Genomic DNA, 12,483 nt, shown 5'->3' with positions numbered 1-12,483 from the left:
GTGATACGCAGGCGCTCGCGTATCTCGCCTGTCCCATGACTGGTGGCCGGGCTAACGGTCGCCCGCCCGGCTCCGCAACCGAGACGGTGGCGGCTCGCACTCCGGCACGCCGCATGGTGCTGCGAGCGCCCCTCACCCAGGTACCCGACCGATCCGGAAACGGCTTGGCGAGGGCAGCCATGGGCAACGACCCGACAAGGATTCGATGCAGATATCCGCACACTGCAACAGTCCCGTGGCGGGCTTGGCACGGCCTGACGGCGGAGCAAGCCCGCAAAAAACGCAAACGGCCGGGGCTAGGCCCCGGCCGTTTGCACTGCTTTCCGTTTCCAGCCCCGGTATGGGGCTCGGCCGTTCCTCAGAACGAACCGCCGAAGGTTACCGCGAACGCGCGCGGCTCCAACACGGAGTAGTACGGGGTGCCGGTGGACACCACGTCCGGATACTCGCTGGCGCCGGAAGCCGCCAACACCTGCGTGGTGCTGGCCCAAGTGACCGCCTGCTTGTCGGTCAGGTTGTACAGATTGAGCTTGATCGACGGCTTCTTCAGCCAGCCCCAGTCGGCGAACGCGTAACCGGCGTCGGCGCCAAAGGTGGTGTAGCCCCCTACCCGTTCGGTGTTCATGTAGTCGCCGTAACGCGAACCGGAGTAACGGCCCTTCAGCGCGACCCAGAAGTCGCCGATGCTGTAGCTCAGGCGCAGGTTGGCCAGGTTCTTCGGCGTATTGGCCAGCTGCTTGCCACCGACCGCATAGTCGTAGATGCCCTTGGACGTGCCCACCGCCAGGGTGTCGCTCAGGATCTTGGCCTGGGTGTAGGTGTAGGAGCCGTACAGTTTGAGATTGTCGGTGATGTTGTAGCTGGCCTCGCTGTTGAAGCCGCGCATGCGCACCTTGCCGATCGAGATGTAGGTGGTCAGCGCCGTGGCCTGGTCGTAGCTGGACATCTGCTTGTTGCTGTAGTTGCTCTGGTACAGCATGGCCGACAGCGAGAAGCGGTCGCCGTAGTAGCGCCAGCCCAAGTCGTGGGTCCAGGCCGATTCCGGCTCCGGAATCTCCTGCGCGGCCGACAGGTTCACCGAAATCGAATTGGTCGCCGGTACGCGGAAGGTCTTGGCCACGCCGTAGTAGAACTGGTTGCGGCTATCCGGCGCGTACTTGATGCCGAAGGCCGGCAGCAGTTTGCTGTAGCTGTTGTCGAAGTCCACGCCGATCTCCTTGGCGGTATCCGGCCACTGGTAGTTGTGGCCCTTACGCGTGGCATGGATCCAGGACACGCCGTAGTTGACCGCCCAGTCGTCGGCCGGGGTCCAGTTGTCCTGGATGAAGTACTTCTGCACGTCGGTGACGGTGTAGGTACGGTAGCTCTGCTGCACCTGGCCATCGGCGTAGGTCAGGAAGCAATCGTCGCTGTCGGCCCAGATGTCGCAGGCCTGGCCGGTGCTCTGGTCGGTCTTGACGATGCTGTTGTTCTGGCTCTTGCGCGAACGGTCGTACCACAGGCCATAGACCAGGTTGTGGTCCATGCCGATGTCCTGGAAGAACTTGGCGACCACGCCCGGACGCACCGTGCTGGAGTAGGAATAGGTGTAGTCGACGTCGCGACTGCCGCTCACGCCGCTGGAGTAGCCATAGACGTTGCCGCTGCTGGTGGACGGATATACCGACGCGGCGCTGGAACCGCCGCCGTCGCCCCACCACACGTACGGCACCACCGACAGGCGCAGGCTGTCGCTCAGGGTGAACTCGCCGTCCAGGCTGGCCAGCAGGCTCTTGTACGGATTGCGCCGCAGCTTCCAGTAGGACTGGTCGGCCGACGTGCTGCCGCCGCCCCAGGTGTCGTTGTAGTCGTAATCGTAATCGCTGGCCAGCTGCGCCTTGCTGGCGGTGTTGTAGGAGTAATTGGACTGGCGGTTGTACTGGAACGAGGCGCTGATCGAGTTGCCGGGGCTGATGTCCCACACGCTCTTGCCGTCGATCTTGTTGACCGACATGTCGCCGTTGCCCTTCCACTTGTCGGCGCTGTTGGTCGAGAACGACACCCACGAACGCACTGCGCCGGTATCGCCGGTGTTCACGCGCACGAAGGTGCGCCGATAGTCGTTGCTGCCGAAGCTCTGGGTGAAGTCCACGCCGAACGTGTGGCTCGGGTCGATCGTCGACCAGGCGATCTGGCCGCCGGTGGCGCCCATTTCCGGCTGGTCCACGTTGGGCGTGCCCTGGGTGACGGTGATGTCGTTGTAGTTCTCGGCATCTCCGTATTCGGTGGCGTAGACCGAGTAGCTGCCGCTGTCGGTCACCGGCGCGCCATTGACGGTGATGCCGATCGCGGAGGAGTCGAAGCCGCGCAGGCTGTAGTTGCCATTGTTGAGTCCTGTCACGTCGCTGGTGGCGGCGTCCACGCCCGGGATTGCATCGATCATCTGGGTGAAGTTGCTGCCGCCGGACGCCTGCGCGATGGCCTCGCGGGTCACCGTGGAAATCGCCTTGCTGGCGGTCTGCACGGTCATGTTGCCGCCGCCGAGCACGTAGCTGCTCTTGTCGGCATTGACGTTGACCTTGTCCAGCTGCTGCACGCGCTTGGTCTCGTAGGCGGCGGTGGTGTTGGAAGTACTGGAGGCGGTGACACGCTGCTCCGCAGTGTCGGCGCCGGCGTCCTGGGCCAGGGCCGGATGCGCCGAAAGCGCGGTCGCCAGCGCCAGGCAAAGAGTGGAAATACGGTGTGCGGAACGGGACTTCATCGGGCGAACGCCTCTGTGGCTAACGTGGGAGCGGCAGAGAGCGGTGGCGCGATTGGCATGGACACGGCGCACGCGCGCCCACCGCTTCGGAAGGCGCTACGGTAGGCGGGCTATTTCGCCCGCGTATGCCTCGGGCGTTTACAGGAACTTAATCTGGCGCCACGCACCGACACACGGCGGCACAAAAAAGCGCCGCACATGTCATCGAATTGCCGCAAACGCCCAGCATGTCGCAGCACTGGCGCGCATCGACAGGCGTGGCACAGGCGCAGCGGACCGCGGCGCGAACACACGCCGTGGGAGCGGCGGCGTCGCCCGCTCAGCCGGCGACCGGCAGCTTCAGATAGACGCCTAGGCCGTCCAGGAACATCTGCACCGAGATCGCCACCAGCAGCATGCCCATCAGCCGTTCGACCGCGATCAGCACGCGCATGCCGAGCAGCTTGTACAGCAGCGTGCCGGCAAACAGCAGCGCCGAGGTGCCGATCCAGGCCAGGATCAGCGCCAGGCTCCATTCGCCCAGGCGGGTGGGTTCGTTGCTGCCCATCAGCATCACCGCGGCCATGCCCGACGGCCCGGCCACCAGCGGAATCGCCAGCGGCACGATGAACGGCTCGCCGTCGGGAATCTCGCCCATCAACCCTTCCGGGCGCGGGAAGATCATGCGGATGCCGATCAGGAACAGCACGATGCCGCCGGCGATCGCCACCGATTCCTGGCGCAGGTGCATCACTTCCAGCGCGTACTTGCCGCCCCACAGGAACGCCATCAGCACGCCCAGCGCGATCAGCAGTTCGCGCGCCAACACCACGCGCTGGCGCTTGGCCGGCAGCGGCTTGAGCACGCTGAGGAACACCGGGATGTTGCCCAGCGGATCGAGGATCAGGAACAGCAGCAGGGCTGCCGACAGGATGGTCATGCCAGGGGATTCCAGATCGCGCCGCGGTGCGCGGCGCCGGCGGACGACAGCAGTTGCACGCAGGCGGCGGCGTAGTGCGCCGGATCGACCGCTTCGAAGTCTTCCTGGTGGGTGTAGGCGCGTGCGCGCAGCGCGGTGCGCATCGGTCCGGGTTGCAACCCGGCCACGCGCACCGTCGATGCGGCCAGTTCGCCGTGCAGGGTCGCCAGCAGGCCGCGGCGGCCATGCTGGGCCACGCCGTAGCCGCCCCAGTAGGCCTGGCCGACACGCGCCGGGTCATCGAGCGCGAACACGATCGCCGCGTCGGGCGCCTGCTTCAGCAGCGGCAGGCAGGCCTGGGTCAGCCAGCCCGGGGCGGTCAAGTTGACGTGGATGGCGCGCGCGAACTGCGCCGGGTCGGCGTGTTCGAACGGGGTCAGGCCGACGAAATCGGCGGCGCAGTGCAGCAGTCCGTCCAGCCGCCCGAGCTCGGCCTGCACCCGTTCGGCCAGCGTCGCATAGTCTTCCGGCGTGGCGCCGAGCAGGTCCAGCGGATACAGCAGCGGTTGCGCGCCGACGGCGGCGATCGCGTCGTAGACCCGGTTCAGGCGCGCCGGCTTGTGCCCGAGCAGCACCACCGTGGCGCCGGCCTGGGCGCAGGCCATGGCCGCGGCGCTGCCCAGCCCGCCGGCGGCGCCGCACACCAGCACCACACGCTGCGCCAGCGCGCCCGCATGCGGCGTCGCCTCCGCTGTCACGGCTGGTAGGCCTCGGCCACGATGCGCTGCAACTCGCCGGATTCGAACAGCTCCATGGTGATGTCGCAGCCGCCGATCAGTTCGCCGTGGATGAACAGTTGCGGGAACGTCGGCCAGTTCGAATAGCGCGGCAGATTGGCGCGGATCTCGGGCTCGTCGAGCACGTTGACGGTGTGCAGCCGGTCGGCGCCGGCGGCCAACAAGGCCTGCAGCGCGCGACTGGAAAAGCCGCACATCGGGTACTGCGGCGTGCCCTTCATGAACAACACGATGGGGTGGTGTTCGACGTCGGCCTGGATGCGCTCCATCACCTGCATGGGGGATTTCTCCTGCTGGGGCGAAAAAACGGACCTCGGCGGTCGGCTAGACTTTCGCGTAGCCGCATAGTGTAAGCCCTGCGCACGGCAGTACCGAAACGCGCTCCCGAAACCGCTCCCGAGGATCCATGGCCATCGAACTCGCTCCCCTGCCGTACGACCGCGCGGCGCTGGCGCCGCACCTGTCCGCCGAGACCCTGGACCAGCACCATGGCCAGCACCAGCGCGCGCTGGTGGAACGCCTCAATGCGCAGATCGCCGGCAGCGAATTCGCCGACCTGCCGTTGCAGGATCTGGTGCGCCGCACCCAGGGCCGCCTGTTCCAGCACGCGGCCGAGGTCTGGAACCACGAGTTCTACTGGCGCGGGCTGCGCCCGCGCGGCGGCGGCGAGCCGGGCGGCGAGCTGGCCGAGCGCATCGCCAAGAGCTTCGGCGACGTCGCCCGCTTCAAGGCCGAGTTCGCACGCATGGCGCTGGCCGTGTTCGGTTCGGGTTGGGTCTGGCTGGTGCAGCGCCCGGACGCCACGCTGGCGTTGCTCGCTACCGTCAACGCCGGCTCGCCGCTGACCGGCGAGGACCTCCCGCTGCTGGCCTGCGACCTGTGGGAGCACGCCTACTACATCGATTACCGCGGCGACCGGACGCGCTACCTGGAAGCGTTCTGGAAGCTGGTGAACTGGGAGTTCGTGGCGGCAAATCTGCGGTGAGGCCGGGATTGGGGATTGGGGATGACCGGCCTGCGGCCGCGTGGATTGGTCGAATGACGGCTGACACGTAGCCGCGTGGGCGTTGCCACCCTTTCGGGCCGCCCCCAGGCGCAGTCCGGGCGCGGCATTCCCAGTCCGCTCAGCCTTCGCGCAGCCTCTCGATCACCGGCGCGACCTGGTCGCCGCGCTGCAATTGCGCGCCAACCGTCTGCAGCGCCTGCGCCAGGGCCGCCGGCGAGTCCTCGCGCAGCGTGGCGTGGCCGACCTTGCGGCCCTCGCGCGCTTCCTTGCCGTAGTCGTGCCAATGCCCGCCCGGCTGCGCCAGCACCGGCGCGGCGTCAGGCATCTGCCCGATCCAGTTGAGCATGCAGGCATGGCCGAGCATGCGCGTGGAGCCCAGCGGCAGGCCCAGCACCGCACGCAGGTGGTTCTGGAACTGCGAGGTCTCGGCGCCTTCGATGGTCCAGTGGCCAGAGTTGTGCACCCGCGGCGCCATCTCGTTGGCGAGCAGTTCGCCGTCGTGGCAGAACAGCTCCAGCGCGAACACGCCCACGTACTGCAGCCGCTCGGCCAGCGCCTGCGCGTGGGCGATGGCGGCCTGCGCCAGCGCGGCATCGGCCTGCGCCGGTGCCAGGCTGGCCGACAGCACGCCCTGCACATGCCAGTTCTCGGTCAGCGGCCAGGTGCGGAACTCGCCGTCGCGGCCGCGCACCGCGACCACGCTGATCTCGCGTTGGAACGGCACGAAGGCTTCCACGATCAGGCCCACGCTAGCCGCCTGCGCGCCCAGCGCGGCCCAGGCCGCATCGGCGTCGGCCGCGGACTTGATCCGGAACTGGCCCTTGCCGTCGTAGCCCAGGCGCCGGGTCTTCAGAATGCACGGGGTGCCGATCTGCGCCAGCGCCGCGTCCAGTTCGGCGCGGCTGTCGATCGCGGCGAAATCGGGCACCGGGATACCCAGTTCGCGGAACAGGGTCTTCTCGGCCAGGCGGTCCTGCGCCACCGCCAGCGCGCGCGGGTTCGGGAACACCGGCACCTGCCCGGCAAGCCATTCGGCGCTGGCCGCCGGCACGTTCTCGAAATCGAAGGTGGCCACGTCGACCTTGGCCGCGAACGCGGCCAGCGCCGCCTCGTCGCGGTAGTCGCCGACCTGCAGCGGCGCGACCTGCCCGGCGCAGGCGTCGGCCACCGTATCCAGCATCACGAAGCGCAGGCCCAGCGGCGCGCCGGCCACGGCCATCATCCGCGCCAGCTGGCCACCGCCCAGGATTCCGACAGTGGTGCTCATTGGCGCGGGTCGTCCTTGGCCATCACCTCGTCGGTCTGGCGCTGGCGGAAATCGTCCAGCGCGGTGGCGATGTCGGCGTGCTCGGCGGCGAGCATCGCCGCGGCGAACAGCGCGGCATTGGCCGCACCGGCGTTGCCGATCGCGAATGTGGCCACCGGGATGCCGGCCGGCATCTGCACGATCGACAGTAGCGAATCCAGACCGTTCAGCGCCTTGGACTGCACCGGCACGCCGAGCACCGGCACCGCGGTCTTGGCCGCGAGCATGCCCGGCAGATGCGCCGCGCCGCCGGCGCCGGCCACGATCGCGCGCAGGCCGCGGCTGGAGGCCGCTTCGGCATAGGCGAACAGCACGTCCGGGGTGCGGTGCGCAGACACCACCTTCACTTCATAGGGCACGCCCAGCGCATCGAGTTTCTGCGCCGCATGCTGCATGGTCTCCCAGTCGGAGCGGGAACCCATCACGATGCCGACGAGCGGCGCGGTTTGCTTGGAGGTCATGGCCGTCCCCTGCCTTAAAGACGTATTCTAGCCGTCTTCCACGCAAGACGAAGACCGGATGGATCGCAAACTGCTCGACCTGCTGTGCTCGCCCGACACCCGCCAACCGCTGGCCCTGCTGGATGCGCGCGGGCTGGAGGCGCTGAACCGCGCCATCGCCGCCGGCGGCGTGCAGCGCGCCGACGGCAGTCCGCAGGCGCAAGCGCTGCGCGAGGCGCTGATCACCCGCGACCGCAAGCAGCTGTTCCGCGTCGACGACGGCATCCCGGTGCTGTTGGCCGAAGAAGCGATCGGCACCGCCCAGCTCGCCGACTTCCCCGGCAAATGAGCGGCGCCGCGGCGCCGCTGCAGCCGCCAGCGCAGGCATCGATCGACGCCGACGTGGCGCGCGCGCTGGCCGAGGACATCGGCAACGGCGACGTCACCGCCGCGTTGCTGCCCGATCGCGCCGACAGCGCCTACCTGCTGTGCAAGCAGGACGCGGTGATCGCCGGCCGGCCCTGGTTCGACGCCTGCCACCGCGCACTCGACCCGCAGGTGCGGATCGACTGGCGCATCGCCGAAGGCGACCGCGTCGTCGCCGGCACGGTGCTGGCGCTGCTGCACGGGCGCAGCCGCGCGCTGGTCAGCGCCGAGCGCGCCTCGCTGAACTTCCTGCAGACCCTGTCCGCCACCGCCACCGCCACCGCCGCCTATGTGGCCGCGGTCGCCGGCACCGGCGCGCGCATCCTCGACACGCGCAAGACCCTGCCCGGCCTGCGACTGGCGCAGAAGTACGCGGTGCGCTGCGGCGGCGGCAGCAACCACCGCGTCGGCCTGTACGACACGGTGATGCTGAAGGAAAACCACATCCACGCCGCCGGCTCGCTGACGGCGGCCGTGCAGGCCGCGCGCGTGCAGTGGCCGGACCTGCCGCTGGTGGTCGAGGTGGAGACGCTGGCGCAACTGCGCGAAGCCTTGACGGTCGGCTGCGACCGCATCCTGATCGACGATTTCGACGCGGCGCAGCGCCGAGAAGCGGTGGCAATCGCCGCGGCGGCGCCGTTCCATCGCGCGATTCCGCTGGAAGTCTCCGGCGGCGTCGATCTGGACGGCGTGCGCGCGATCGCCGCCGACGGCGTGGACTGCATCTCCATCGGCGCGCTGACCAAGCACGTACAGGCGGTAGATCTGTCATTGAAGCTGGGACCGCCGCCGCACTGACTTCACGGCCGCGGCCACGCCGCTCTGCGACGCTGCACGACATCCCCTATTCACCGAGTTCGCCGATGGCCCGCCCCTGGTTCGCGTTGTTGTGTGCCGCCGCCCTGTTTCCCGCCGGCCGCGCGGCCGCCGCGGAGGTGTGCGACCTGCCGCCGCGCTTCGGCCTGACGCCCGCCGCCGTCGCCATCGTGCGCACCGCCTGCAACGAGCATCGCCTGTGGTGGCGGCCGTTCATCGACAGCGATGGCCGGCTCGCCGGCTTGCGCGTGACCGAGGCCGAGCGCAGCTACCTCGCCGATCATGGCATCGAGGCCTGGCAGCGTGTGGCCGCCTATTGGCGCGACAGCGGCACGCTGGGCGCGATGGGCGGCAGCGACGGCGCCGCCAGTTGCCAGCAGTTGGACGGTTCGCGCTACCGGCAAGCGGACTGCCGCGCGTTCATCGTCGACAACCCGTGGTCGGCGGCGTTCGTGTCCTGGGTGATGGTGCGCGCCGGCGTCAGCGGCTTCCATACCTCGGTGCGGCACATCGACTACATCCGCGCCGCCTACCAGGCCGGTGCCGACGGCCTGCCCTACCGCTATGCCGACCCGCAGCAGGACAAACCCGCGCCGGGCGACCTGCTGTGCTTCCTGCGCGGGCGCAAGCAGCCGCTGGGCGCGACCGGGCTGCGCGAGGCGCTGGCACGCGGCGGCGCGCTGCCGTGGGAATCGCATTGCGACATCGTGATCGCGGCCAACGTCGGCGGCGACCACACGCTGTACCTGATCGGCGGCAACGTGCTCAACGCGGTGACCATGCGCAAGCTGCCGCTGGACCGCGCCGGCCGCCTGCAACTGGAGGCGCCGCTGGCGCAGGACCAGGTCGGCGACGACGGTGCCGGCCTGGAGTGCACGCCCGGCCACGAAGAGCTATGCGACTTCAATCGCCAGGACTGGGCGGCGCTGCTGAAGTTGCAACCGCAGGCGCAGTTGCAGCCACCAGTGATGCCGGGCGTCGTTCCCGCCGTGGATCCGGCCGCGCCGCAGGTCCCGCTGCCGGCCACTGCGCCGATGGTGCCACCGGCGGCATCCGACGCGGCGCCAGCTGCACCGGCCGCTGCGCCGGCGACGCCCGTGCCGCAACCGCAAGCGACCGAACCGCAGCCGGGACAGTAGCGTTCTATCGACTGTTTGCGGCCTTCAGGATCCATGCCGACTCGCCTCGGGTCATCGGTTGCGGCGGGCTTTGTCGGTGAGGCCTGTCGCGACTGAAGTCGCTCCTACAAGAGGCCATGAGCCACACACGAAAACTTCGCGCTCGCAATCGGCGCTTCTTCGAATTCCGGCCCCGGCCTCGAATCCCGAATCCCGAATCCCGAGTCCCGAGTCCCGACCCAAGCATTGCCGCTCCACCCCGCGTCTCGCTACAGTGACGCATGCCTAGCCTGATCCTGTTGATGATTGCCGGCGCCGCGGTGTTCGCGTTCTGGAACGCGTCGCGCGCCGCCGCCGAACGCGCCGAAAGCCTCGGCCGCAATGCCTGCAAGGCCGCCGATGTGCAGTGGCTAGACCAGAGCGTGCACGGCACCGGTCTGCGCCTGCGGCGCCTGCCAAGCGGCTGGCTGGGTTTCGAGCGGACCTTCCGCTTCGATTATTCCTACGATGGCGTCGATCGCCACAGCGGCCGCCTGGTGCTGCTCGGCGACCAGCTGATCGCCTTCACCGGCCCCTCGGTGGCCACGGTGACGGCGCTGCACGAAGGACGTGCGCCGCGCGAGTGAGGCGCTGGGTCGTCGTTCGCGAAGACGCACCCTGCAAGGGCTCTCTCGCAGGGCGGACAACGATGTTTTGCATGGATGTCGGTCGCGCCTGAAGGCGCTCCTACAGGGCCTCGATCCAAGCTGGGATTGGCGCGCGGGAACAGCGGCGCATGGTGTGCAGCGCCTGACGCTGGACGCGACCCGCCGGGCATCGACGCCAACAGCGAATCGAACTGTAACGCCGGCAACATTCGCGCCGGCGCGGACCCCACGTCGTCGTTACTTCACCACGCGCAGATGCGGGCGCTTGCCGCCGCTGCCATCGTCGGAACCGCTGGGACGCGGCGGCGGGGTGTCGTCGCCCGGTGGCTCGGTGGCGCCGTGGATATCGTCCGGCAGCGCCATGCCCTGCCCGGTCTCGCGCGCGTACACCGCCAGCACCGCGGCCATCGGCACCTGCACCGGATAGCTGACGCCGCCGAAGCGGGCGGTGAAGCTGACCCCGTCGTTGTCGATCTGCAACCGCACCACCGCGCGCTCGGCGATGTTGAGCACCACCCGGCCGTCCTTGACCGCGCTCGGCGGCACCTGCACGTTGGGCAAGCCCGCATCCACCAGGATGTGCGGGGTCATGCCGTTGTCGTTGATCCACTCCACCAGCGCCCGCAACAGGTACGGGCGATGGCTGGTCATGCGGGAAATATCGTCGGTCATGCGCCAATTCTACGCGCCGGCACGCAATGGCGCCGGCGCAACGCGGGAAAAACCGGATGCGCCACGCGCGGCCGGAACATCAGGCCGGCAGGTCGCGCAGCTTCTTTTCCTGATCCGTCAGGCTGCGGATGAAACCGGGATTGCGGAAGATGCGGTTGCCGTAGTCCTCGATCGCCTTGCCGTCCTTGGGCAGCGGAATGTCCAGCGCCTGCAGGCGCCAGATGATCGGCGCCATCGCGCAATCGGCCAGGCTCATTTCCGGATTGAGGAAGAACTTGCTGGCCTTGAACAGCGGCACAGACGCGGTCAGCAGCTCCTTGAGCCGCTTGCGCCCGGCCTCGGCCTGGGCCTTGTTGCCGAGCTGGATCGCCTGCACCTGCGGCACCCAGTCGTGCTCGATGCGCAGCATGGCCAGGCGCAGGCGCGCGCGCGACAACGGATCGACCGGCATCAGCGGCGGATGCGGATAGCGCTCGTCCAGGTATTCGCTGACCACGGAGGCGGCGTACAGCACCAGCTCGCGCTCGACCAGCGTCGGCACCGAGTGGTAGGGATTGAGATCGATCAGGTCTTCGGGAGGATTCTGCGGATCCACCGCCACGAAATCGTAGGTCACGCCCTTTGCGGCGAGCACCAGACGGACGCGGTGGCACAGCACGTCATCCGTGGAAGAAAACAACGTCAAGGTATTTCGCATACGCACACTCGCCGCCATTCAAGGCTCTCCGACGACCGGAATCCGCCGGCCGCATCGATGCCGCCAACACCCTGCTGACGGTCATCACGGCCCCTGAGTGTGCAACCCTCGCTCGCAAAAGCCAATAGGATGAACAGGGGATCAGGTCAGCAACGATGCAGACAACGCGCCGGCATTGCGGCCGACGCTCAATGCACGTCCTTCCAGTATTCCTTCTTCAGCAGATAGGCGAGGAAGGTCAGCAGCGCCAGGAACAGCACCACCCACACTCCCAGGCTCTGCCGCTTCAGCGCGGCCGGTTCGCCGGCGTATTCGAGGAAGTTGCTGATGTCGCGGACCGTCTGGTCAAACTGCGCCGGCGTCTCCCTGCCCGGCGAAGACAGCTGCAGCCGTTCCACCGGCTTGTCCACGCCGGGCTGCTCGGCCTTGCCGTAGATCGGCTGCTGCAGGCCCTGCAGCTCCCACAGCGGATTGGGCATGGAGGCGTTGGCGAACAGCTTGTTGTTCCAGCCCAACGGGCGCGACTGGTCCAGATAGAACGACTTGAGGTAGGTATAGACCCAGTCGGTGCCGCGCACGCGCGCGATCAGGCTCAGGTCCGGCGGGGCCTTGCCGAACCACTTGGTCGCCGCATCGTGCGGCATCGCCGCCTCGATGTGCTCGCCGACCTTGGCGCCGGTGAAGTTGAGGTTGGCCATCACCTCGTCCTCGCTCAGGCCCAGGTCCTCGGCCATGCGCGAGTAGCGCAGGTATTTCAGCGAATGGCAGCCGGAGCAGTAGTTCATGAACAGCTTGGCGCCGCGCTGCAGCGAGGCGCGGTCGCCGAGGTCGTTGCCGGCCTGCTGGGTAGCGCCGCCCTCGGCGGCCAGCGCCGAGGCGGACAACAGCAGCGCGGAGGCGAAGCAGGCCAGGACGGACAT

Annotated in this window: 14 protein-coding genes; 5 read left to right on the top strand and 9 right to left on the bottom strand. The window is 68.4% G+C overall.

Annotated features, from left to right (window positions below; translation table 11 throughout):
* Positions 1-358: 358 nt before the first annotated feature.
* The 4 genes from HEP74_RS08350 to grxD all read right to left on the bottom strand — a co-directional run bounded on the left by HEP74_RS08350 (position 359) and on the right by grxD (position 4,713).
* Positions 359-2,740, bottom strand: coding sequence for a TonB-dependent receptor (locus tag HEP74_RS08350; RefSeq protein ID WP_185816031.1), 2,382 nt, complete (start codon positions 2,738-2,740; stop codon positions 359-361).
* 319 nt (positions 2,741-3,059) lie between these two features.
* A complete protein-coding gene (locus HEP74_RS08345) occupies positions 3,060-3,659 on the bottom strand; it encodes a MarC family protein (RefSeq protein ID WP_185816030.1) in 600 nt (199 codons plus the stop codon).
* On the bottom strand, positions 3,656-4,303 hold the full coding sequence (locus HEP74_RS08340) for an SDR family NAD(P)-dependent oxidoreductase (RefSeq protein ID WP_255427964.1): 648 nt from the start codon (positions 4,301-4,303) through the stop codon (positions 3,656-3,658). Before HEP74_RS08340 ends, HEP74_RS08345 begins: the two co-directional genes overlap by 4 nt.
* An 89-nt stretch (positions 4,304-4,392) precedes the next feature.
* The gene (grxD, locus tag HEP74_RS08335) at positions 4,393-4,713 is read right to left on the bottom strand and encodes a Grx4 family monothiol glutaredoxin (protein WP_179565437.1); all 321 of its coding nucleotides are present in this window, start codon (positions 4,711-4,713) and stop codon (positions 4,393-4,395) included.
* 128 nt (positions 4,714-4,841) lie between these two features.
* Here grxD and HEP74_RS08330 point away from each other — a divergent pair, with 128 nt between their 5' ends.
* Positions 4,842-5,420 (top strand): superoxide dismutase, encoded by a 579-nt coding sequence (locus HEP74_RS08330; protein ID WP_185816028.1) that lies wholly within the window; start codon positions 4,842-4,844, stop codon positions 5,418-5,420.
* Between the two features lie 139 nt (positions 5,421-5,559).
* On the opposite strand, the gene HEP74_RS08325 is transcribed toward HEP74_RS08330, so the two are convergent.
* Complete coding sequence (locus tag HEP74_RS08325) at positions 5,560-6,708, bottom strand: 5-(carboxyamino)imidazole ribonucleotide synthase (protein WP_185816027.1); 1,149 nt, start codon at positions 6,706-6,708, stop codon at positions 5,560-5,562.
* Positions 6,705-7,208: a 5-(carboxyamino)imidazole ribonucleotide mutase gene (purE, locus tag HEP74_RS08320; protein WP_185816026.1), complete on the bottom strand. Its 504-nt coding sequence runs from the start codon at positions 7,206-7,208 to the stop codon at positions 6,705-6,707. The genes HEP74_RS08325 and purE overlap by 4 nt, the downstream gene beginning before the upstream one ends.
* A gap of 58 nt (positions 7,209-7,266) precedes the next feature.
* On the opposite strand from purE, the gene HEP74_RS08315 reads away from it, so the two are divergent.
* From HEP74_RS08315 to HEP74_RS08300, 4 genes are all read left to right on the top strand, one after another.
* Positions 7,267-7,536, top strand: coding sequence for a Trm112 family protein (locus tag HEP74_RS08315; protein ID WP_039005221.1), 270 nt, complete (start codon positions 7,267-7,269; stop codon positions 7,534-7,536).
* Positions 7,533-8,411, top strand: coding sequence for a carboxylating nicotinate-nucleotide diphosphorylase (nadC, locus tag HEP74_RS08310; protein WP_185816025.1), 879 nt, complete (start codon positions 7,533-7,535; stop codon positions 8,409-8,411). The genes HEP74_RS08315 and nadC overlap by 4 nt, the downstream gene beginning before the upstream one ends.
* A 65-nt stretch (positions 8,412-8,476) precedes the next feature.
* The gene (locus HEP74_RS08305) at positions 8,477-9,568 is read left to right on the top strand and encodes a DUF2272 domain-containing protein (protein WP_185816024.1); all 1,092 of its coding nucleotides are present in this window, start codon (positions 8,477-8,479) and stop codon (positions 9,566-9,568) included.
* Positions 9,569-9,828: 260 nt separating this feature from the next.
* Positions 9,829-10,173 (top strand): DUF3301 domain-containing protein, encoded by a 345-nt coding sequence (locus HEP74_RS08300; RefSeq protein ID WP_184410328.1) that lies wholly within the window; start codon positions 9,829-9,831, stop codon positions 10,171-10,173.
* 258 nt (positions 10,174-10,431) lie between these two features.
* On the opposite strand, the gene HEP74_RS08295 is transcribed toward HEP74_RS08300, so the two are convergent.
* The 3 genes from HEP74_RS08295 to HEP74_RS08285 all read right to left on the bottom strand — a co-directional run bounded on the left by HEP74_RS08295 (position 10,432) and on the right by HEP74_RS08285 (position 12,483).
* Positions 10,432-10,866, bottom strand: coding sequence for a ClpXP protease specificity-enhancing factor (locus HEP74_RS08295; protein ID WP_185816023.1), 435 nt, complete (start codon positions 10,864-10,866; stop codon positions 10,432-10,434).
* Between the two features lie 79 nt (positions 10,867-10,945).
* Positions 10,946-11,581, bottom strand: coding sequence for a glutathione S-transferase N-terminal domain-containing protein (locus HEP74_RS08290; RefSeq protein WP_009598113.1), 636 nt, complete (start codon positions 11,579-11,581; stop codon positions 10,946-10,948).
* Positions 11,582-11,751: 170 nt separating this feature from the next.
* Positions 11,752-12,483 (bottom strand): cytochrome c1, encoded by a 732-nt coding sequence (locus HEP74_RS08285; protein WP_524540791.1) that lies wholly within the window; start codon positions 12,481-12,483, stop codon positions 11,752-11,754.

This window comes from Xanthomonas sp. SS (genome assembly GCF_014236835.1).
Taxonomy (GTDB): Bacteria; Pseudomonadota; Gammaproteobacteria; order Xanthomonadales; family Xanthomonadaceae; genus Xanthomonas_A.
This window is presented reverse-complemented; position numbering and strand designations above follow the sequence as displayed.